The 20817-nt window shown below is 65.9% G+C and carries 21 protein-coding genes and 2 pseudogenes; 14 read left to right on the top strand and 9 right to left on the bottom strand.

Annotated features, from left to right (window positions below):
- The first annotated feature begins 9 nt into the window (after nt 1-9).
- The 3 genes from HNP02_RS15025 to HNP02_RS15015 all read left to right on the top strand — a co-directional run bounded on the left by HNP02_RS15025 (nt 10) and on the right by HNP02_RS15015 (nt 3116).
- Nucleotides 10-1665 (top strand): ABC-F family ATP-binding cassette domain-containing protein, encoded by a 1656-nt coding sequence (locus HNP02_RS15025; protein WP_184439651.1) that lies wholly within the window; start codon nt 10-12, stop codon nt 1663-1665.
- Nucleotides 1666-1769: 104 nt separating this feature from the next.
- Nucleotides 1770-2480, top strand: coding sequence for a hypothetical protein (locus tag HNP02_RS15020; protein ID WP_255506524.1), 711 nt, complete (start codon nt 1770-1772; stop codon nt 2478-2480).
- A gap of 129 nt (nt 2481-2609) precedes the next feature.
- Nucleotides 2610-3116: an FKBP-type peptidyl-prolyl cis-trans isomerase gene (locus HNP02_RS15015; RefSeq protein ID WP_184439649.1), complete on the top strand. Its 507-nt coding sequence runs from the start codon at nt 2610-2612 to the stop codon at nt 3114-3116.
- A 9-nt stretch (nt 3117-3125) separates the two neighbouring features.
- On the opposite strand, the gene HNP02_RS15010 is transcribed toward HNP02_RS15015, so the two are convergent.
- Nucleotides 3126-4121, bottom strand: a complete 996-nt coding sequence (locus HNP02_RS15010; protein WP_184439647.1) for a glycoside hydrolase family 6 protein — start codon at nt 4119-4121, stop codon at nt 3126-3128.
- Between the two features lie 48 nt (nt 4122-4169).
- Nucleotides 4170-4967: pseudogene (locus HNP02_RS15005) on the bottom strand (L,D-transpeptidase family protein).
- 344 nt (nt 4968-5311) lie between these two features.
- Here HNP02_RS15005 and ripB point away from each other — a divergent pair.
- From ripB to HNP02_RS14985, 4 genes are read left to right on the top strand one after another with little or no spacing between them, the layout of a single operon-like run.
- Nucleotides 5312-6019: an NlpC/P60 family peptidoglycan endopeptidase RipB gene (gene ripB / locus HNP02_RS15000; RefSeq protein ID WP_184439645.1), complete on the top strand. Its 708-nt coding sequence runs from the start codon at nt 5312-5314 to the stop codon at nt 6017-6019.
- Between the two features lie 55 nt (nt 6020-6074).
- Nucleotides 6075-6443, top strand: a complete 369-nt coding sequence (locus HNP02_RS14995; protein ID WP_184439643.1) for a BlaI/MecI/CopY family transcriptional regulator — start codon at nt 6075-6077, stop codon at nt 6441-6443.
- Entirely contained in the window at nt 6440-7357 is a 918-nt protein-coding gene (locus tag HNP02_RS14990) for a M56 family metallopeptidase (protein WP_184439641.1), read from the top strand. Before HNP02_RS14995 ends, HNP02_RS14990 begins: the two co-directional genes overlap by 4 nt.
- A gap of 39 nt (nt 7358-7396) precedes the next feature.
- Nucleotides 7397-8626, top strand: a complete 1230-nt coding sequence (locus HNP02_RS14985; protein ID WP_184439639.1) for a serpin family protein — start codon at nt 7397-7399, stop codon at nt 8624-8626.
- 352 nt (nt 8627-8978) lie between these two features.
- Here the strand turns inward: HNP02_RS14985 and HNP02_RS14980 are convergent, their stop codons facing one another.
- The 4 genes from HNP02_RS14980 to HNP02_RS14965 form a co-directional block, all read right to left on the bottom strand.
- A complete protein-coding gene (locus tag HNP02_RS14980) occupies nt 8979-9209 on the bottom strand; it encodes a hypothetical protein (RefSeq protein ID WP_184439638.1) in 231 nt (76 codons plus the stop codon).
- A 346-nt stretch (nt 9210-9555) separates the two neighbouring features.
- Nucleotides 9556-11253, bottom strand: a complete 1698-nt coding sequence (locus HNP02_RS14975; protein WP_184439636.1) for an HNH endonuclease signature motif containing protein — start codon at nt 11251-11253, stop codon at nt 9556-9558.
- A 146-nt stretch (nt 11254-11399) separates the two neighbouring features.
- Nucleotides 11400-12020, bottom strand: coding sequence for a methyltransferase domain-containing protein (locus tag HNP02_RS14970; RefSeq protein ID WP_221317604.1), 621 nt, complete (start codon nt 12018-12020; stop codon nt 11400-11402).
- Entirely contained in the window at nt 12017-12430 is a 414-nt protein-coding gene (locus HNP02_RS14965; protein ID WP_184439634.1) for an alpha/beta fold hydrolase, read from the bottom strand. The genes HNP02_RS14970 and HNP02_RS14965 overlap by 4 nt, the downstream gene beginning before the upstream one ends.
- Nucleotides 12431-12615: 185 nt before the next feature.
- Here HNP02_RS14965 and HNP02_RS14960 point away from each other — a divergent pair, with 185 nt between their 5' ends.
- The gene (locus tag HNP02_RS14960) at nt 12616-13449 is read left to right on the top strand and encodes an acyl-CoA thioesterase II (RefSeq protein ID WP_184439631.1); all 834 of its coding nucleotides are present in this window, start codon (nt 12616-12618) and stop codon (nt 13447-13449) included.
- Here HNP02_RS14960 and HNP02_RS14955 read toward each other — a convergent pair.
- Nucleotides 13446-14033: a TetR/AcrR family transcriptional regulator gene (locus HNP02_RS14955; RefSeq protein ID WP_184439629.1), complete on the bottom strand. Its 588-nt coding sequence runs from the start codon at nt 14031-14033 to the stop codon at nt 13446-13448. The genes HNP02_RS14960 and HNP02_RS14955 overlap by 4 nt on opposite strands.
- 80 nt (nt 14034-14113) lie before the next feature.
- On the opposite strand from HNP02_RS14955, the gene HNP02_RS14950 reads away from it, so the two are divergent.
- Together HNP02_RS14950 and HNP02_RS14945 are read left to right on the top strand one after the other, a co-directional pair.
- Nucleotides 14114-14854 carry an SDR family NAD(P)-dependent oxidoreductase gene (locus HNP02_RS14950; RefSeq protein WP_184439627.1) on the top strand — a complete coding sequence of 247 codons (741 nt, stop codon included), beginning with the start codon at nt 14114-14116 and terminating at the stop codon, nt 14852-14854.
- 95 nt (nt 14855-14949) lie between these two features.
- Nucleotides 14950-15651 (top strand): TetR/AcrR family transcriptional regulator, encoded by a 702-nt coding sequence (locus tag HNP02_RS14945; protein ID WP_184439625.1) that lies wholly within the window; start codon nt 14950-14952, stop codon nt 15649-15651.
- A 16-nt stretch (nt 15652-15667) separates the two neighbouring features.
- On the opposite strand, the gene HNP02_RS14940 is transcribed toward HNP02_RS14945, so the two are convergent.
- Nucleotides 15668-16579, bottom strand: a complete 912-nt coding sequence (locus tag HNP02_RS14940; protein WP_184439623.1) for a fumarylacetoacetate hydrolase family protein — start codon at nt 16577-16579, stop codon at nt 15668-15670.
- A gap of 66 nt (nt 16580-16645) precedes the next feature.
- Between HNP02_RS14940 and HNP02_RS14935 the strand changes: the two genes are divergently transcribed.
- The 4 genes from HNP02_RS14935 to HNP02_RS14920 all read left to right on the top strand — a co-directional run bounded on the left by HNP02_RS14935 (nt 16646) and on the right by HNP02_RS14920 (nt 20187).
- Complete coding sequence (locus tag HNP02_RS14935) at nt 16646-17782, top strand: VOC family protein (protein ID WP_375373669.1); 1137 nt, start codon at nt 16646-16648, stop codon at nt 17780-17782.
- 71 nt (nt 17783-17853) lie between these two features.
- Complete coding sequence (locus tag HNP02_RS14930; RefSeq protein WP_184439621.1) at nt 17854-18369, top strand: ester cyclase; 516 nt, start codon at nt 17854-17856, stop codon at nt 18367-18369.
- Between the two features lies 1 nt (nt 18370).
- Complete coding sequence (locus HNP02_RS14925) at nt 18371-19183, top strand: SDR family oxidoreductase (protein ID WP_184439620.1); 813 nt, start codon at nt 18371-18373, stop codon at nt 19181-19183.
- A complete protein-coding gene (locus HNP02_RS14920) occupies nt 19180-20187 on the top strand; it encodes an NADP-dependent oxidoreductase (protein WP_184439618.1) in 1008 nt (335 codons plus the stop codon). Before HNP02_RS14925 ends, HNP02_RS14920 begins: the two co-directional genes overlap by 4 nt.
- Nucleotides 20188-20275: 88 nt before the next feature.
- Here HNP02_RS14920 and HNP02_RS14915 read toward each other — a convergent pair.
- Nucleotides 20276-20548: pseudogene (locus HNP02_RS14915) on the bottom strand (IclR family transcriptional regulator C-terminal domain-containing protein); the annotation flags it as partial.
- Nucleotides 20549-20817: the final 269 nt, after the last annotated feature.

Here is a 20817-nt window from a genome sequence, read left to right as displayed (position 1 = left end):
GATGGGCGCATGACAGCAACGCTCGTCGCGAAGAACGTGGCAGGCGGATTCGCCCATCGCACCCTCTTCGAAGGAATCGACCTGACCGTGGCGCCGGGCGACGTCGTCGGCGTCGTCGGCGCCAACGGTGCAGGCAAGAGCACACTCCTGCGGATACTGGCCGGGGATCTGGAGCCGCTCGAGGGTGCGATCAGCCTCGCGCCGGCCGATGCGTTCGTCGGGTGGCTGCCGCAGGAGCACGAGCGGGTGCCGGGGGAGACCGTTGCCACCTACATTGCGCGCCGCGCAGGATGCGCCGCCGCGACGCAGGCCATGGAGGCCGCCGCCGCGGCGTTGGCTGACCCGAACCACAGTGCGGCGGAGGCCGACGCCTACTCCGCTGCCTTGGATCACTGGCTCGTCACCGGCGCTGCGGATCTCGACGAACGGTTGCCCGCCGTTCTAGCCGACCTCGGGCTGGATTCTGATGCGGTGCGCCCGGAGTCGACGCTGATGACCGCTCTGTCGGGTGGCCAGGCGGCGCGGGTGGGATTGGCGGCGCTGATGGTGTCGCAGTTCGACATCGTCCTTCTCGACGAGCCGACCAACGATCTGGACCTCGACGGCCTGGCGCGGCTCGAACAGTTCGTCCGTGAGCTGCGCGGCGGTGTGGTGCTGGTGAGCCACGACCGGGAGTTCTTGGCCCGCACCGTGACCCGCGTCCTGGAACTGGATCTGGCCCAGAACATCACCACCGTCTTCGGCGGCGGGTACGAAAGCTACCTGGAAGAGCGTGAGGTCGGGCGTCGGCACCGACGCGAACAGTACGACGAGTTCGCCGACAAGAAGGCCGACCTGGTCGCGCGGGCACGTACGCAGCGTGAATGGTCGAGCCAGGGTGTCCGCAACGCGATGCGCAAGGCTCCCGACAACGACAAGAACCGGCGCCGCGCGGCCACCGAGTCCAGCGAGAAGCAGGCGCAGAAGGTGCGTCAGATGGAAAGCCGGATCGCCCGCCTCGAGGAGGTCGTCGAGCCGCGCAAGGAATGGACACTCGAGTTCACCATCGGCGCCGCGGAGCGGTCGAGTTCGGTCGTTGCGACACTCGACAATGCCGTTGTGCGACAAGGCGAATTCGTTCTCGGCCCGGTGTCGTTGCAGGTAGATGCGGGCGAGCGGATCGGCATCACCGGCCCCAACGGGGCAGGAAAGTCGACATTGCTGAGGCTGCTCCTCGGCCGCCAACAACCCGACGAGGGTCGCGCGAGTCTGGGCGCCAACGTCGCCATCGGCGAAATCGACCAGGCCCGAGCCGATTTCACCGGCGTTGAGCGACTCGTCGATCGCTTCGAGCAGCGTGTGCCGTCGTGGTCGACCGCCGACGTACGCACCCTGCTGGCGAAGTTCGGGTTGCGCGCCGACCACGTGGAACGCCCGGTCGACGACCTCTCGCCCGGTGAGCGAACCCGCGCGGGCCTAGCACTGCTGCAGGCAGTGGGCACCAACGTGTTGGTTCTCGACGAGCCGACGAACCATCTCGACCTCGCCGCCATCGAGCAGCTCGAGCAGGCACTCGAAACCTTCGACGGTGCGCTGTTATTGGTGACGCATGACCGTCGGATGTTGCAGAACGTCCGGTTGGATCGTTCGTGGTTGGTGGACAACGGCCGCGTCGCAGAGTTGTAGCCTCAGGCCGGCGGCTATCAAGGATGCGTAAGTATTTGCTCAGCAAGTGTCAAGAGCGCGTACGAGACCGGCCGACGGGTGAGCCTGCGCGTACATCTGGATTCATGACACCTGTTCCTGATACCTCGAACCATCCTCCGCGACTGCATGACTCGATTCAGCTGACGCGCCGCGTCATCGCGGGTGCCGGATACGGCGTACCCGCGTCCGCGCTGAACGATCACGCCTTGGCGGCCTGGGTTCGGGAGCAGGGCATCACGGTCACCGCCCACGACGACGATGACTTGGACTTCTTGCAGTACAACCGCATTCGGTCCAGCCAGATCGTGTTCCAGTGCGGCCCGGCGACCGGGTGCACGCGCCGGGCGGTGAACCTCGGCGTCTTTCGCTTCATCGTGCGCACGGAACAGCACATCGCCCGTTTGGGCGAGTGCGCTCAGCGGACGCTCTACGTCTACCTCGACGACCGCTCCCCGCTGGTGCTGGGGGACCGCCGATTGAAGGTCGTCGGACTACACAGCGACGTGGACGATTCCGGGGGTGCATTGGAATGGGCGTCGGCAGCCGAGCGGCTGCTGTGCCGGTCGGCGCTGCTGAAGACCTGCGGATCGCCGATACATCGCATCATGCTCAGCGGTGGATCGACCGAGATTTGGTTGAATGACCAAGCACCGCAATTGACGGCGATAGTCAATGCCGTCGACGACGCGTTGCGTGACGGATGCGAACGGTGGCAGGTCGCACGGCCAGCCGTGACATTGGCGCCGGCGGCCGAGACGAGCAGGGTGTTGGTTCGGTCCATGCCAGCTGCGTGACCTCAGCCCGCCAATCCATGCGAAGGCTCTCGCGAGGACGGCTTGGGTGCGGCTTGTAGCGTATCGACGGTGATCTCCACTCGTGTGTCTCCCTCCGTTGCCCTGGCAGCTTGCGCCGCATCATTCGCCATGACGCTCGCCGCATGCGCTACCACCGCCGAAACCGCATCAGCCGCAGGCACGTGCCCAACGGCAGCGCCGCAGAGCGGTGCCCCAGCAGGTTGGACCCTTGCGGGGACCACCGGCAGCATCTCGGTCATCGGTCCGACGGACACGACGGCACCGCTCGTCAACGTTGCGGGACCGTTCAGCGTGACCGAGACCGACGTGCACACGCTGACGACCGGTGACGGTCCGGTCGTGAAGAACTCGCAGACGGTCTCGGTGTGCTACCAGGGCGTCAACGGCCGCGACGGGTCCGTCTTCGACAGCAGCTTCCAACGCGGCGCCCCGGCGGAGTTCTCGCTCCTCCGAGTCGTGCCGGGCTTCCAGAAGGCGATCGCAGGACAGAAGGTCGGGTCGACGGTCGCGGTCGCGATGGCCTCTGCCGACGGCTACCCCGACGGTCAGCCCAGCGCAGGCATCCTGCCGGGTGACTCGCTCGTCTTCGCGATCAAGATCCTCGGCGCCAGCTAGCTCGGTGCCCTACTGGCCCGCGTTGCGGGCCAGGTCGATGGCGAAACTGTTGACGAAGCGGCCCGCGCCAGGATCTCCCTGGCCGCACGAGCCGTCGGACTCCCCTGGACGCTTCACCCACAGGAAGGCGTCGACGTTTCCGTTCCCGGTCGCGGTGGTCGGCGCGGCGCCGAGGGCCCGCCCACTCGGATTGCACCAGTACATCTCGCCGTCGGCTGGCCCGGCTCCGTTGCGGGACGTGTCAATGACGTAGTGCGCACCGTTCGTCATCCCCGAAATCGCGTCGCCGTAACCGACTTCCTCGCCAGTGCTGAAGAAGTTCGCGGTGTTGAGGCTGAACCCCCGCGCCTTGCCAACGCCGACCTGGTTGAGCATCGCAGCCATCTTGTCGGCGCTGACCCAACGCGAGTGACCGGCGTCGATGTACACAGCCGTGGCTGGATTGCGGGTCAGCGTGTCGACGGCGTAGCTGATCAAGTCGAGGCGTTCCTGGCGCTGGCCTGCTGAAAGACAGTCGGCCATGGCCAGCGCGTCGGGTTCGAGGATGACCGCGGCAGGCCCGCCACCGATGGCGCCCGCGACGCCGTCGATCCAGCCCTTGTACGCATCGGCCGATCCGAACCCGCCTGCGGCGAAGCTCCCGCAGTCGCGGTGCGGGATTCCGTAGAGCGCCAGAATCGGCATGGTGCCGGCAGCCTGCGCCGCGGAGATGTACTTCGCGTCCACGGCGGGAGTGGACAGATTGTCCATCCAGTAGGCCGTCGGCGTGTTGGCGATGGCGTTCAACTCGGCACTCGGCGGATTCGCACCATCCGCGGCTGCCTTCGCCTTCGAGGCCGGGTTGACATAGAAGTTCTGTCCGTCGAGCGGGTTGGCGTTGTCGACCAGGCGCACTGCCGGGGCTCGGACGATCTCTAGGTCCGTCGAGGAAACGAAGCCGGCGACGGTCGTCACCGCCATGAAGGGAACGATCCATCGTGCGACTCGACCAGCAGCTGAGGACATCACCCCGAGAAAATTAGTGCCATCCCGCAGTAAGCGCCAATCCCGTCGTTAGATCTGCCAGTCCTGAGCGCCGTCGTTCTCGGTGTAGTTGCCGACGGAATTCTTGACCACGACGGGGTCCCCGGTGCCGAAGTTGTCGTAGAACCACTGTGCGTTGGCCGGGCTGAGATTGGGGCAGCCGTGACTGACGTTGCGCTTGCCCTGGTCGTTCACCGACCACGGTGCGTCGTGGACGAAGATGCCGCTGTTGCTGATGCGGACGGCGTCTTGGACCTTGAGCTTGTAGCCCTCGACCGAATCGATCGGAACGCCGTACGTGGACGAGTCCATCACGATGTCGGCGAACCTCTCCAATACGTAGTAGGTGCCGTTCGGGGTTTCGTGACCCTTCTTGCCGAGCGACACGGGGATCGTCTTCTCGAGTTTGCCGTTGCGCACGACCTCCATTTGGTGCGTGGCGTCGTCGATGGTCGCGACGAGCGCATCACCGGTCCGGAAGCTCGACTTGGTGCCGCCGGCATCGACGTCGACCGTGGTGTGCGCGGGCCAGAAGTCGAAGGGGCGTCATCTCAACTGGGTGTCGCTCATCCAGTAGAACTTGCCGGGGACCGGTGGATTGGACGAGACGTGCACCGCCTGCTGGGCGAGGGGCCGGTCCGCGATGGGCCGCTGGAAGTTGATGACGGGTGGCCCGACGTAGGGCGTCGGGTTCTGCCCGGCGGGTGCCGGCGGAACGGGGAACGTTGGGTTCAGATGGAACAGACCCGGTGGGACGGGCATCTCGGAGTCTGGCTCGGCGGAGGCCGGTGTGGAGTGCGCGAGCCCGCCCATGACTCCAGCCGCCATCACGGCGGTGACGAAGCCGTGTCTCATTCGATGCCGCATTGTCACCCTTCCATCGTTTGAAACTTATCTACTACGTACGTACCTAAATAGTAGATAACGATACGGAAAGCCGAGTGCTCATGACGACACGTCTTTGCTCCTCGTCGATTAACGTTTGCGGAGAACGAGTTTCGAAGACGCACCGTGACCTCCCCGTGATCTACAGCGCTCGACTACGGCATCCGAATGTGCAGTCGCACAGTGAATTACACATCTGTAGTTCTGTTACGAGTGTGACTAGCGGGGCTGAAGTGATGTACCTTCGGAATGTGTCCGGTGCCCTTACGTACTTAGTTGGTCCGTAGATGAGCGTGGCAGAGCGGCGAATCGGCCGCAGGCGGCTCCTCCTTCTCGGATGTGCGGTTGTCGCCATCGTCCAGGCGACGCCCGCCCAGGCTGATCCCGTCGGCGGAGGTTGGGACCCGTTGCTGCCGAAACTTCTGAGTGCAGGGGCGCCAGGGGATCCGTTGGCGATCGCGAACGCCTCGCTACAGGCCACGGCGAACGCGGCCCAAACCACCATGGACATGGGACGCCAGTTCTTGACGGGTCTTGGCATCATCCCGGACGCCGATCCAGGCGCAACTCTCAGTGGCAACCGCGTCTACGGCAAGCAGGCCATCGAGTACGTGATCCGTCGAGCCGGATCGCAGATGGGCGTGCCCTATTCATGGGGCGGCGGCAGTCTCAACGGACCGAGCCGTGGAATCGACTCCGGCTCGGGCACCGTCGGGTTCGACTGCTCGGGCCTGGTGCGCTACGCGTTCGCGGGTGTCGGCGTTCTGCTTCCTCGTTTTTCCGGCGATCAGTACAACGCAGGCCGCAAAGTTGCTCCGTCCCAAGCCAAACGCGGTGACGTGTTGTTCTGGGGTCCGGGCGGGGGCCAGCACGAAGCACTCTACCTCGGTGGTGGCCAGATGATCGAAGCGCAACAAACCGGGGTGCCGGTGAAGATCTCGCCCGTACGCACCGGTGGAATGACCCCGTATGTGACCCGCATGATCGAAAGCTAGTGGCCGCTACCCTGATGTTCAGGCCAGCCGACGTCGTCGAAGGAAGGAGATGGCAATGCAACAGCGAGCTTTCGGCGACCTCGAAGCGGTGATCATGGACCGCGTCTGGGATCACGAAGAGGCCGTGACCGTACGAGAAGTCTTCGACGAGCTCTCCGCGGAGCGTCAGATCGCGTACACCACTGTTCTTTCGACGATGGACAACCTGCACCGCAAGAACTGGCTGCAGCGCGAGCGCAGCGGGAAGGCGTACCTCTACACGGCGGCAATGAGCCGGGAGGAACGGTCGGCGAGATTGATGCGGGACGCCTTCGAGTCGGGCGGCGACACTGACATGGTGTTGGCGTTCTTCGTCGAGCAGATGAATGCAGAGGAATCCGCGCAATTCAAGGCGGCCCTGCGGCGTGCGGGACGCCAGCGGTGACCACGGCTCTGTGGCTGCTGGTCTATGGCGGCGTGCTGACGTGGCTGGCCCCGCCGCTGCTGACGCGTTTGACGCGTTCCGGCGTCACCCCGCACATGGGAATTGCGGCCTGGCTGACTGCGATCGGCGCGGCCCTGCTGTCCTGGATCGGGGCGGTCGCTCTCCTGGCCGTCGCCGTGGTGGACGGAATCAAGGACTCCTCGGCAGTGACGTTGTGTCTCAAGCTGTTCGGTCTCTCTGAGCGCGCCCCTCTGCCAGGCCGCCTGGGTTCGGTGGTGCTGATCGTAACGGCCGTGGCCATCTCAGTCGTCGTGATCGGCCGCGTCAGCCGGTCGGTCCTCGGCCTACGTGCCCGCAGTCACGAGCACGCGCGTGAGGCCAGGATGATCGGACACCCCACCGATAGGCCAGGAGTGATCGTCGTCGACGCTCACCGCCCTGCGGCCTACTGCGTCTCCGGTAAACCCAACGCGATCGTCGTCACGACGGGCGCACTGGATGCATTGGATCGCTCCCAGCTTTCCGCAGTGCTCGCCCACGAGAACGCCCACATCGCCGGTCACCACCACGAGCTCCTGATGGTCCTGCGAGGGCTGGCGACCAGCCTTCCCCGCCTTCCACTGTTTCGCAGCGGCGCCGCTGCGGTCGCCGACCTCTTGGAGATGTGCGCCGACGACGCCGCGGCACGGCGGTTCGGGACCAGACCGCTGCTCGCCGGCCTGCTCACTCTGGCAGGGCCACAGCGCTTACCCGCCGACGGGCTCGCTGCCGCGGGCACCGCGGTGCTCGCCCGCGCAGTGCGGCTAGCCGATCCGGCCCAGCCGGGGATGCAATGGCGGCAGCGCATCGCCCTTGGGGCAACGATGGTCTCGACGGTCAGCGCGCCCGCGGTGATCGACTTGCTCTGTCACTGAAACTGATTGGCCACCGCGGTTCGCCGATAGGGTTGCGCCATGCCCGTCGTCGAGAACTCGGAGTTGGTGTCTGCCTACGCGGCCCAGTTCAATCGGTCATTGCTTGGCCGGCACGCCGTGGCGTCACCGTTGGGCCTGTGGCTGTTGCTGGCGTTGGTCGGCGCCGCCACCAAGGGTGCTAACCGCCGCGAGCTCGAGGCCGTCCTCGGTACGACGGTCGACGACGCCGCAGCGAGGGCACGGACACTGCTGAGCGACCCACATCCCGCGGTGTCCGCAGCGGCGGCAGTGTGGGACCGCGCGCTGGGGCCTGCCTTCGATGAATGGGCGCGGACCCTGCCCGACGTCGTGGAGCGGGGCCCAGTGCCGAGTCAGGCGCAGGCCAACGCCTGGGCGCAGGCTCGCACGAACGGCCTGATCGACGAATTCCCGCTCCAGATAGACGAATTGACCAGGCTGGTGCTCGCCTCGGCGCTGGCGGCCGACATCACCTGGTCCGTGCCACTGGACACTACCGACGACCTCGGTGGCGAATTCGGTTCGGTGATCGCCCGCGCTCTGACGCTTGATTTTGGGATTCAGTTGGTGGCCGAGACCAACGCGGCCGGGTTGGTTGCGGTGGCAGCACCACGTGCATCGTCGGCGCTGGACGTCCTCAGCGTGATTGCGGCACCTGATGTGACACCCGCCGATGTGGACACTGCGGCGCATCAGGTCGCCGCGATGCTGCGAGGCGACGAACGAACCGCGCGCCGGGTGCCAGTCGAAGAGCTGGCAGACGGCCACGCGTGGACCGTGACGGACCGACGGGAACAGCGCGTCGGCGGCCCATCCGTCCAAGCAGAGTGGCGCAGCCATCTGCCGGCCTGGTCGGCGACGAGCGACCACGACCTGACGACCGCACCCGGCGTGCCGTTGGTGTTCGACGCGCTGACCGGTTTTGCACGGGACGAGGACTTGCCGGTGGACTTCAGCGCGAAGCAGACCGCCGTCGCCTCCTATTCGAAGACCGGATTCAAGGCGGCAGCGGTGACCGCGATCGCGATGGTCGCAGGCAGTATGCCCTCGCGCCCCAAGGCGCGCGAGGTGTTGGTGCGGAGAATCGACCTGCGCTTCAACCGCCCCTACGCGGTCCTGGCGTGCGCGGCGCGAGATGACGGTCCATCGGCATGGCGCGGCGTGCCGGTATTCAGCGCGTGGATCACCGAGCCAGAAGAGACTGCCGCCGAACCGCCCGGCGTCCCGCAACCGGTCCCAGTTCGCCGCTGAGCCGTTCTGGTGGCACCATCGGCCGCGTTCGATTGCATCTTCACGGCATTCAGCTACCCGCGCTGCCGGAGCATCTCCCGCGCGCCCCACCGGCTATAGACTGTCCAGCAAAGAATGGTTACGATTGGTTGCAGTAAATATCGAATACGGCAAGTGGTTCATATCAAATCCATATAAGTAACACAGGTCACGCTTACTGCGCGTGATCTTGGATTTCATACCAAACGAAATAGTGCGCATTATCGATGTGGTCCGACAACGCGAAAGCCGCGAAGCCACTTGGTGTCCAAGTGTCTCCGCGGCTTCGAGTCGGCTGTGCGTGCAGAGGTGGTGGCCACCCGCTGCGCGGCCCTCAGTTTCCGAAGAAGGGGGCCGGTGACGAGAACTCGCCGTAGCTCCGCGCCTTCGACACGTTAGGCGGCGTGACCTGGATTGACACGCTGCCAGGCGATTGAGTGGTGGTGGCGGTGCCCCCAGGATTGGTGCTGGTGATCGCGTTGGCGGCCGATGCACCGGGTGCTCCGGCGATCGCGGCCGCTGCGGCTCCGGTAGCGAGCATCGTGGCGATGTAACGTAGCTTCATGTCATTCCCCTTGATTGATTGCTTTACTTGATGGATGTGCAATCAGTGGCCGATTCAAGTGCTCCTAGTAGATAGGCCAGCTGGTTACAAAATCCAATTTAATGGCGTTTCGCCGATTGCCCAGGCCTTCATACGAAACGCAAATCTTGAACCTGAAATGGGTGGCAATGGCAAACACAATATCCTCGCACTGGCAGTCCTAGGAAAACCCGGCTACTGCCTGACCATCCGAATTTGGCCGAGGTTCGACCGTGGAAACGACGACCGGCACCCGTACGTGCACCGCTAGTGGCCTGAGTCATTGGTTGGGGTGCTGCAGCCGTTTACCGGGCTCGTGTCCAGTTGGTTAGAACGGTGGTGGGTCGTCGTCGATGGCGCGTTGGTTGCGTTGGCGTTCGGCGTGGAGTCGTTGGGCGGTTTGTTGGGCGCGGGTGTGCTTGCGGGTGGGCATGGTGAGGCCGCGTTCGGGTGTCGCGGTGGCCGCTTCTGGCGTGATGGTGCCCGGCGGTAGCGGTGTGGTGGTGTCCCAGTGTGGGAAGTGCATTCTGCTGCCCGGTGGTCGGGTGTAGCGGTGTCCGGTGGGACTGATCCACACGATGGTCCCGTCGGATAGCTGGTGGTCGGTCCAGCCGGTCGGGCCGATCCAGAAAGTCTTGACTAGGTGGTGTTTTCGGCATAGGGCTTTGATGTTGCCGGGATGAGTCAGCCCGCCCGGCCCGTGGGGTGTGCTGTGGTCGAGGTCGCAACGCTCGGCGGGCCGGTCGCAGCCGGGGAAGGTGCAGGTTTGGTCCCGGTTGCGCACGAAGCGCGCCAGCTTCGTTGATGGTCGGTAGCGCGGCTCGCTGCACAGTTCGGCCGGGTGGACGACGGGGCGTATGGGGGCGCCGAGGCGGACGAGTTCGGCGAGTAGTGGGGTGGGTACGATCCCGCCGCCGGCGATCACCGCCAATCCCGAACCGGTGCTGCGGTGTTCGGGCTGCGGCTGGTGCTCCGACGGTTCCGACGGTTCGGGTTCGGGGGTGGGTGCCGGTTCGGTTTCGAGGTCGGGTGTCGGCTGCGCTGCTGTCCCGCGTTGCGGCCCGGGCGGTGGTGTGTCGGCATTCGGCCCTGGGTCCGGCGGTGGTTGTCCCACGTCGGGATCATTCGGCCCTGGGTCGGGCGGTGGTTGGTCGGCCATCGGTCCGGCATTGGGCCCTGGGTCGGGTGGTGGGGGTGCGTCGTCGGGGTGGTGGTCGGTGAGGATGTGGATGACGATGGCCTCGGCGCGGGCGTCGGGTCCGGGGGCGGTGCAGTCGGGGCGTGCGCAGGTGCAGGGCAGGTGGGTGCCGCGGGCGCTGAGCACGCCGAGGGCTGCGGAGCGGCGTTCGCCGATGCTGCGCGGGTCGTGGGGGCAGACGGTCGCGGCGAGCTGAGCGACACATCGCGCCACGAGCTCGGCGTCGGTGACGGTCAACCGCCCCCACATCGAGGTGGTGCCGGTGGTGTCATCGGCGTCGCCGAACTTCACGTCACAGCTCTTGGCGGCGGTGTGGAAGCGGCACACGGCGGCGGGGTCGTGGATCAGGATCGCGGCATCGATGGCGTTCTCCAGCTTGGTCACCGACATCGGACCGAAGGATGCGGCGATGGCGGCGAGGTCGGCATCAACCCGGGCCAGGATGTCGGGGTCGTCGATGAGTCGGGTGCGCCAGCTGATGGTGTGGGCCAGCGGGGCGGCCAGGGTGCCCTCGGCGACCAGTTTCGCGATCTGGGGCAGCCGGTGGCGCAACGCCAGTGCTTGGCACATCTGCGTGGATGCCGTGCGTGGACTGATCCCGCTGGCTGCGGCGATCTCGGCGGCCGCACTGTCCCAGCCATCGCAGGCCCACAACTCACGCTCCACGGCCTGTTCGGAGGCGCAGCGCCGGTGGGTGAGTTCGGCGATGACCGCCATCCGGTGATGGGCCACGGTGGCCGCGGCGCGGGTCCAGCCGGTGAGGGCATCGACCAACGCCGCATCATCGACATGCGCCAGGTCATCGCACTGGGCTAGTTCCTCGAACACGCTTCCAATCGTGCTCAGGAACCACGACATTCATGCCCACAAACCCCGACATTCAGCCGCCCCACAACCTCGGCCTGTGGATGAAACTCCGACTGTGGACAACTCAGCCGAACACCGACGTCGAAGGCCCGAGTCAGTGCCGCATGCTACGGCCCAGGACGGGGCCGTCGCACGTAGTACACGAATGCCGGAGGCAGGTTTCTGATCACGGCGCGACTGGCGACGACCTCTTCGAAGCGGGTCGTGAGCATACGCCGGAAGCGCCGCCCCGGCGGGAGTCCCCGGACGAGGGTGTAACCAAAGGTCGTGAAGGCTCCGCCAGGAGCCAGAACGTTCCTTGCGGCGTCCAGAGTGGCCTCGGCCACGGGTGCGGGCATGGACACCCAGGGCAATCCGCTGACGATGAAATCGGCGTTGGCGATGCCGCGGTCGGCCAGGATCTCTGGCAACGTGTCGGCGCTGGCGTGGACCATGTCGACCCCGCGGTGGCGGCTGGCGGTCAGGGTCGCCAACCGGGGATTGAGCTCCACCGCGATGTGGTGCCCGCGGGTACCCAGCCGCGCTTGGATCGCTTCGGTAAAGGCACCGGTGCCGGGGCCGAGTTCCACGACGACGGGGTCACCGTGGTCGGGGATGGTCGCCGTGACCGCCGCGGCAAGGCGCCGCGAACTGGGGGCGACTGCACCGACAAGGCTTGGCTTGCGGGCGAATTCGAGCATCAGGACTGTCGCGTCGACCAACGTCGCGCGCCGAGCTACCGCGGTCACCGAGCGCTGTCCCGCAGGAAGCGGCTGTATCCGTCGAGGACGCGTTCGGCACGGCCATAGGTAATGGCGTGGCCGGCGCCGTCGAGTGTCAGAAGCTCTGCCTGGGGCGCGTACCGCTGTAGCAGCCTGGTCCGCCCGTAGGGGGTGACGGTGTCCTCGGTGCCCCACGCCGCGAAGACTGGCACTCCTGAGCGTCCGAGCGCTTGGAACACATGCGGGCGGCATTGGAAGTCGTAGTGCCGCAGGCTATTCAGCATTCCCTCAGCAAAACCCCGATACTTCGAGTGCTCGATCATCCAATCCAACATAGCGTGCTGTCCTGGCGATCCGGCATACGCGGTGGCCATCTGACGAGTGACCAGGTCGGCACGGAAGACGCGGAACACCCAGTCTCCGATCAACGGCGTCAAGAGGACTGGATTGACGACGTGGCTCTTGCCCAGCCCCCGCCGAGTCTTGCGAGTGCTCCGGTGCCCACCGCCATGATTTCTCCGTTGGAATTAAATGGAGACTTTCCCTCCGGTTGAGTATGCCGTAACGGAGGGCGGGCCCGGTATTCTAAACTGAACGGTCAAGAACTAGTCGGGGAGCGAACATGACCCAGCTCGAGAATGCATCGGCGCAGGCACGGGCGCCGCAGGCTCTGGTCGAAACCGACCTGCACGAGGTTGGGCCGGGGCGATATGAGGCGTACCTACCGGAGGCGTGGACCGCACTGCAGGGAGTTCACGGCGGGTTCGTCGCCTCGCTCGCCGTGCGCGCGGTCTCGCGCACGATGGCCGATCCGGCCCGGACTCTTCGTGCGGCGACCTTCGGTTTCCTTCGAGGGGTGCGACCGGGCCCGGCGACGTTCGACGTCGAACAGGTTCGGGTCGGCCGCTCGCTGGCGACCTATCACGTCAGCATGGCGCAGGGTGACGGTCCGCCATCGGTTGTGGGTCGCATGCATCTGTCACCGCCGTGGGAGGGAGCTGAGTTCAGTGACATGACGACCCCCGCACTTCTCGCGCCTCCCCCCGATGCCCAGCGCTTCGTCATTCCTGGCGGGCGCGGACACGTTCACCACCTGCCGACGTGGCTGCATCCGGAGACGACGATGTTCGCGGGCCGGGCTCAAGCGCGTTGGATGGCATGGACCCGTCCCACCGACCCCGATCGCGTCGATGCGGAGTGGCTGACCATGCTCGGTGACTACTTTCCGCCGGCGGTCACGGTGCGCAACACCGAGCCGAGCCGCGCAGTGACGATCGAGTACGGAATCCAAATTCACACCGGCGCAGAGCCTTACCCGCTCGAAGCGGGCCAGTATCTTGCGTGCGAGATGCACGCCACGCACGCCGCGTCCGGGTTCGCCGTCGAGGACGGCACCATCTGGGCGCCTGACGGCACCCTCATCGCCACGGTCCGTCAGACGCGTCTGGCCGGCTAGACCAGTACCGACTCGGCCAGGCTGGTGACCGCGTCGGCCAGCACGTCGGGTTCCACCCCTGCGGTGGCCAGCGCATCGAGTCCGCGCAGCGTGGCAAGAAGGTGGCGGGCGGTCGTCCTGGGGTCGCGGGTGACGGCGACGGTGCCGGCCCGCTGAGCCGCGACGACACTTTCGAAGAGAAGGTTCTCCAGCTGGTCGAAGGTGCGGCGCGCGAGGGCCTGCACTTCGGGGTCGAGAGCGGCGAGTTCTGCCGTCGCCTTGGTGAGGAAACACCCCTGGGGCGCCGTCGCGGAGGCGCCGGTGCCCGCGATTCCGTCGAACAGTGTGCGGAGCCGTTCGACGGCCGTCTCGTCGGGGCCGTCCAGATGCGTGGCGACCTGCGCGACGACGTCGTCGCAGTAGCGCTCGAAGGTGCGCAGATAGAGCGTGTGCTTGTCGTTGAACGCGTTGTAGATGCTGCCCTTGCTGAGGCCGGTCGCGTTGACCAGGTCGTCGAGGCTGGTCGCGGCGTATCCGAACGACCAGAACTGGTCTCGTGCGGACTCGACGACCGTCGTTTCGTCGAAAGCTCTCGGGCGCGCCACGGCCCAATAATACCAGTTTTGGACCGATTGGTGTAGAACTGTTTTAGAACGAACGGTCGCAAATGGATGAGGAGAGCACGATGGGACAACTCGAAGGCAAGACAGCACTGGTCACGGGCGCAAGCACCGGGATCGGTTTCGCGACTGCGCGGCGATTCGTCGCAGAGGGTGCGCGTGTCTTCATCACCGGCAGGCGTAGGGATGTGCTCGTTGCCGCGGCAGAGCAGCTGGGCGAGCGGGCGATCCCCGTGGTGGGCGACGTCTCGGACCCATCGGATCGGGACCGGCTGTTCGACGAAGTCAGCGACAATGGGGCGGGTCTCGACGTGGTGTTCGCGAACGCCGGTCTCGGCGAACTCGCCACCATCGACGACCTCACCCCGAAGGCCCTCGACTATGTCTTCGGGGTCAACGTGGGCGGGACGGTGTTCACGGTTCAGAAGGCGCTCCCGCTGTTGAACGAAGGCGCAAGCATCGTGGTGACTGGATCGAGCTCGGCATATCGGGGCACGCCCGGCTTCGGCGTGTACTCGGCGACGAAGGCTGCGTTGCGCCAGTTCGTCCGGGTATGGGCGGCCGAGTTGGCTCCTCGCGGCGTACGGGTGAACATCGTCATCCCCGGCCCCACCGACACACCGGGACTGCGCGGGATCGGACAAGAAGAGTTCCTGCAATCCGCCGCGGCTTCAACTGCTTTGGGTCGCCTTGGCGACCCCGACGAGGTCGCCGCCGCGGTCGTGTTCCTGTCGACGGCGCAGTCCAGCTTCATGACCGGCAGCGAGCTGTTCGCCGACGGCGGTGAAGTCCAGGTCTACCGCTGACGGGTCGCTTCCGACAAATAACTATTTGCCGCCTATCATGGGTGCGGACGGAAGCGCGGCACGTGGGTGCCGCGACCGCATACCGAGAGGGACGAGTGACCCGCACCGAAGCCGCACCACAACGCCGACCGCGTGGACGGCCGCGCACCGAGGAGTCGCCCGCGTCGCTTGACGAGATCTTCGAGGTGGCCTTGCGGGCGTTCGCAACTCAGGGCTACGACGGCGTCGTGCTGCGCACCCTCAACCGTGAGCTGGGCGGTAGCCACAATCTGCTCAACGGCCGGTTCGGTTCGAAGGAGGCGCTCTGGTACGCCACGGTGGACTGGGCGTTTCAGCCACTGGTCATGCGGTTGGCGACGGCGTTCGACCCCACCTTGACCGATCCACTGGAACAGCTGCGGATCACCATGCGCACCTTCTTGATCTACTCGGCGGAACGGCCTGCGCTGAACGGGCTGATGAACATCGAAGGCCGTCTGGACACCGAGCGGCTGACCTACCTCTACGACACCTACATCGGTCCGTCGCTGGCTCCCGTGGACCGGCTACTGAAGTTTCTCGCCGACTCCGGCCGGATTCGACCCATCAGCCTGCGCACCCTGCACTTCCTGTTGGCCCACGGTGCGGCCGCCCCCTACACACTGGATGCACTGGCCCGCCATTTCGACGACGTAGATCCGTTGGACCCCAAGGAGATCGAAGCCCACGCCGACCTGACGGCGGACCTGCTGATCCGGGCGTTGGAGATCCACGAACCTCCGCTCGAGAAGCCCAAGAAGCCCAGCCGCGGCAAGTGAGCTCAGCCGCACCGCATCATTCACCCGGCGGGTTTTCGGCGACAACCCGATTCTCGATCGCCCCGATGCCCTCGATCTCGATGCGCACGCTCTGGCCTGGACGCAGCATGCGGCCGCTGAACAGACCAACACCGCCGGGGGTTCCGGTCGCCACCAGGTCGCCGGGTTCCAGCGTGCATACCTTCGAAAGGGCCGAGACCATGTCGGCGACCCCCGTGATCATCTCGGCTGTCGAACCGTCTTGGCGCAGATCCCCGTCCACCCATGTGCGGATCCTGGCGTCGTCGGGGTTGAGCTCGTCGGGGGTGACGATCCACGGTCCGATGGGTCCGTGCGTGTCAAAGCTCTTGCCTGGCCACATGGTTGGCGTGTCCTGCTGCCAGTCACGCACCGATACGTCGTTGCCCACGGTGTATCCGGCGACCGCGGCGAGCGCGGTGGCAGGGTCGGCGCGACGCAGCCTCCGCCCGATCACGGCGACCAGCTCACCTTCGAAGTCGAGCATCTCCGAGTCATACGGCGCCAGGATCGGGTCGTAGGGTCCGGCGATACATGACACCTGCTTGTTGAAGAACGTCGGCAGCTGCTGGTCGGCGTACGCCTGGCGCAGGTGACCGAAGCGCTTCATCGCCTCGGCGAACCGCGGTTGCGTTGCGGCTTCCTGGATTTCGGTGAGATGGGACTTGTAGTTGAACCCGATCGCCAGATACTTCGATGGGTGGGGGATCGGCGCGCCGAGATCGGCTTCGACCAGCGGGCTGCGCTGAGCGGCGTTGGCCGCCTTGCGCGACACGTTGGAGGCCAGCTGAGGCCCGCCGGCCAGCACTGCGATGACGTCATCGGGCACGCCGTCGAGACTGGCAAGGGCGACGACCTGGTGGTCGACGACCACGACGCCGGTGCCGTTCTTGAGTGTTGCGAGTTTCATGAACACCAACCATACGTGTGCCATTGTCGTATGGCTAGTTTTATTTTGACGACTATCATGTTATGAATGACCATGGCTGACGGACATCCTGTCGACGGCCACGCCGACCTGCACAGCGAACACGGCGCCAACCGCGGTGAGCACACCGGGCGCTGCCTGAACCCGATCATCAAGGTGACCGACCTGGCCTGGCTGGAGTTCGTCAAACCCGATCTCAAGCGCGCCGAAACCTTCGCTCGCGACTTCGGTTTCGTCGTCGCCGCGTCCAAGCCCGACGCGTTGTACCTGCGCGGTTCCCTGCCGGGCACGCCCGCCGTGGTGATCCGCAAGGGGATCAGCTCCCGGTTCGTCGGACCCACGTTCAAGTCAGCCGACCGAGAGGACCTGCAGCGGCTGGCACGGGCCACCGGCACCCGAGTGCAGCCGTTGGGTGACGTGATCAGCGGAAGTGTCGTGCGCCTGAGCGACCCCAGCGGGTTCGCCGTCGCCGTGGCCCATGTCGACGACGAACTGGCCGAGCTTCCCGAACTCGCACCTCAGGTCCTCAACGTCGGCACTGCGCAACCGCGGGTGAACATCACTCAGCGTCCGCCGAGGGCGCCTGCGCCCGTGCAGCGACTCGGGCACGTCGTGCTGCAGACGCCGCACTTCGTCCACACGTTGAACTGGTACCTGGACACGTTCGGGATGATCGTCAGCGACTTCCAATTCCCGCCTGGGCGGCGCGATCTCGGGCCGGTGATGGCGTTCATCCGCTGCGATCGCGGAACTGTGCCCGCCGACCACCACACCCTTGCGCTGGTGCTCGGCCCGGCCGCCGGGTACGCGCACTCGGCCTACCAGGTCACCGACTTCGACGCGATCGCCGCGGGCGGGGAATACCTACTGGAGAAGGGCTATCACCGGGCGTGGGGCATCGGTCGCCACACCCTCGGCAGCCAGATCTTCGACTATTGGACCGATCCGGACAGGATCTTCGTCGAGTACTTCACCGACGGCGACATGTTCGACAACAGCCTCCAACCCGGCTGGGAGCCGCTGACCGCGTCCAGCCTCGCCCAATGGGGGCCAAGGGTGCCCGCCGAATTCCTCGGCGCCAAGCCCTCGCTGAAGTTGGTGCGCGAGGTGGCATCCGGGCTGCGCGGCGACAACGACTACACACTGTCGAAGCTGGCCGCGATGGCGAAGGGCGCCAGGGCGTGAGCGCGCATCGATTATTTGTCAAACAACAGGCAGTTATTTGACAGATAGCATATACGGCGTACGCTGACCGCATGGACGTACGTACGCCAGAGCAGGTCGTCGCTAGCTTCTTGGACGCACTCGGACGTCATGACTTGGAAGCGTTCAGGCGGGTGTGCGCCGAGGACATTGTCGAACTGCTGCCAGGGGCGCCACCGATGGAAGGCATCGACGACGAACTGGCGTTCGCCGCTGCACTGGTCGCGGCGTTCCCCGACCTGGAGATCGAGGTAACCCGGGTGATGGCCGTCGACCAGGTCGTCGCGGTCGAGTGGATACGGCGCGGAACGTTCACCGGCGCAGACTTTCAGGGCTTGCCCGCCAACGGCGCCCGATTCGATTCGCCTGCCGCCGGCTTCTTCGAGATCGAGAACGGCCTGGTCAAGCGGCTCACGGTGTACACCGACATGAACAAGCTTGGACGCGACCTCGGCGTCGTCCCGGCAGAAGGATCACGGGCAGAACGCCTGGCCCTTGGCATGTTTCGCACCCGTGTGCGCATCAACCGCCTCGTCCGCACGCTGACCCGTCGCGAAGGATGGAACTGACATGGCCGTGCGAATCAAGCGCAGGTGGGAACGAGCACTGGTCACCGGCGCCTCGGCGGGCATCGGCACCGCATACGCCCGGGAACTGGCGGCGCAGGGAACGAAACTGGTGCTCGTCGCCCGCAACGTCGAGCGGCTGGAGAAACTGGCTCAGGAACTCCGGACCGATCACGGAGTCGACGTCGAAGTGCTTGCGGCCGATCTGTCCGATCCGAGTCAACTCGCGCACGTCGAGGACCGGCTGTCCAGTTCACCGAGGCTTGACCTCGTGATCAACAACGCCGGCATGGGGTCCTTCGGTGCGTTTCAACGGAACACGGTCGACGGCGAACTAAGCGTGATCGACCTCAACATCGGTGCGCTGGTGCGTTTGTCACACGCCGCAGCCGCCAGCATGGCCCGCCACGGAACGGGCACCGTCTTGAACGTCTCGTCGATCATGGCGCTGGCGCCCTTCCCTGGCAGCGCCACCTACGCTGCCAGCAAGGCGTTCGTCAGCAGCTTCTCCGAAGCCCTGCACGAGGAGCTCCGCGGCACTGGAGTCACCGTCACCGTGGCGCTGCCCGGCATCGTGGCGACCGAGTTCATGGACCGCGCCGACGCGCATCACCTCGAAGGCATACCCGGATTCGCCACGCTCAAGCCGGAATTCGTGGCCAAGACCACGTTACGGGCCGCCCGCAAGGGAAGGGCGGTGTCGATTCCGAGCACGAGCTACCGGATCGCAGCCGTCTTGATCGGTGCCACACCACGTGCGGTGTTGCGCCGATTCAACGGAGTCTCGGCGCGCAGCGGAGTCGGGGCACTCGCATGAGCACGTCAAATCGACAGGTGTGGTTACGTTCTCGTCCCACCGGAATCCCAAGAGCCGCCGACTTCGGGTTGCGAGAGGCCGCGGTGCCACCGCTCGACGACGGCGCGTTCCTCGTCCGCAACGAATTCCTTTCGGCTGATCCCGCGATGCGGGGCTGGATCACCGATCGCAACAACTACGCGCCACCCGTCCAGATCGGCGACACCATGCGTGCCTTCGCCGCGGGGGAAGTCGTCGAGTCCCGCAACGACGCGTATGCGATCGGCGACCGCGTCATGGGTCTGTTCGGATGGCAGGCGTACGCCGCGGCGACTCCGGCGCAGGTGTGGCGCAAGGTCGGCGAGCACGACCTACCGCTGTCGCTGTCGCTCGGCGTGCTCGGCTTGAATGGGCTCACGGCGTACTTCGGGCTACTCGACGTGCTGCGCCCCGTAGCGGGCGAGACAGTCGTCGTATCGACGGCGGCTGGCTCGGTGGGGTCAGCCGTCGGACAGATCGCAAAGATCAAGGGCTGCCGCACAGTTGGAGTGGCAGGCGGGGCCGACAAGGTTCGCCTATGCGTTGACGAGTTCGGCTACGACGCCGCCATCGACTACAAGAGTTCCGACGATCTGGCGACCGCCCTCTCCGAGAACTGCCCCGATGGGATCGACGCCTTCTTCGACAACACCTCGGGCGTCATCCACGACGCGGTGTTGGGCCTCGTCAACCTGCACGCCCGCATCGCGATCTGCGGGACCGCGTCGTACCCGAGCTGGGAGCCGTGGAATCACGGACCGAGGCCCGAGCGGCACCTGCTGGTCAAGCGCGCCACCATGCAGGGCTTCTTGACCGCTGACTATGCGGCGCGGTTCGACGAGGCGATCGGTGACCTTGCCTGCTGGATTCGAGATGGCCGCCTCACTTACCGCGAAGACGTCTACGACGGCATCGAGACCGCACCGAGGTCCATCGAAGATCTGTACTCAGGACACAACACCGGCAAGCTGGTGATCCGCGTGTAGCGCGTCCACTCTGCGGTACGGGTGTGGGCCACTCGCACTTCCGCACCCTTACCGCAGGATCGACTTGGGTGGAGGGCGTCACGGTCGTTCACAGGAGTCGGCCTATGCCACTGGCCGCAACCTGCAACGCGCCGAGCAGTCGCTGGCGGTCGCGCTTGAGGTTCGACACCACCGCACCGATGGCGGCGACGACCGAACCGTCGGACGGCCGGGTCACCGGAACGGCAAGTGAGCAGGCGCCCAGCGTCCTCTCCTCGGCGGTGGTGGCTACGCCGTCGCGTCGGATGCGCTCCAGCTGTGAGGCCAGAAGCGGCGGGTGCGTGATGGTGTGCGCGGTAACGCGGGTCAGCCCCGCGAACACGTCGCCGCAGTGCAGCTATCCGCTCACCGGATTGTGCTGTGTGAGCCGGGTGTACACCGATCATGAGGTGTTCGAGATCGACCCGTCCCGAGGCACGGTCACGGGACCGAGAGACGTACGGGATCTCGGTCGACGAACTGCGGTCACGGCTGGAGATGGACCTGCTGTGACCCGGCTGCTGAGAGCCCTTTGCATCCGCAGGACCGCGATACCCGCCGAGGCGCTCGCCCGCGCAGCCCGCCGTCGACCGTCGCCGGTGTGCGCGCCAA

It is taken from the genome of Mycobacterium sp. AZCC_0083, from assembly GCF_014202335.1.
Taxonomy (GTDB): domain Bacteria; phylum Actinomycetota; class Actinomycetes; order Mycobacteriales; family Mycobacteriaceae; genus Mycobacterium.
The sequence above is the reverse complement of the archived record's forward strand: the minus strand, read 5'-3'. Positions and strand labels throughout refer to the sequence as shown.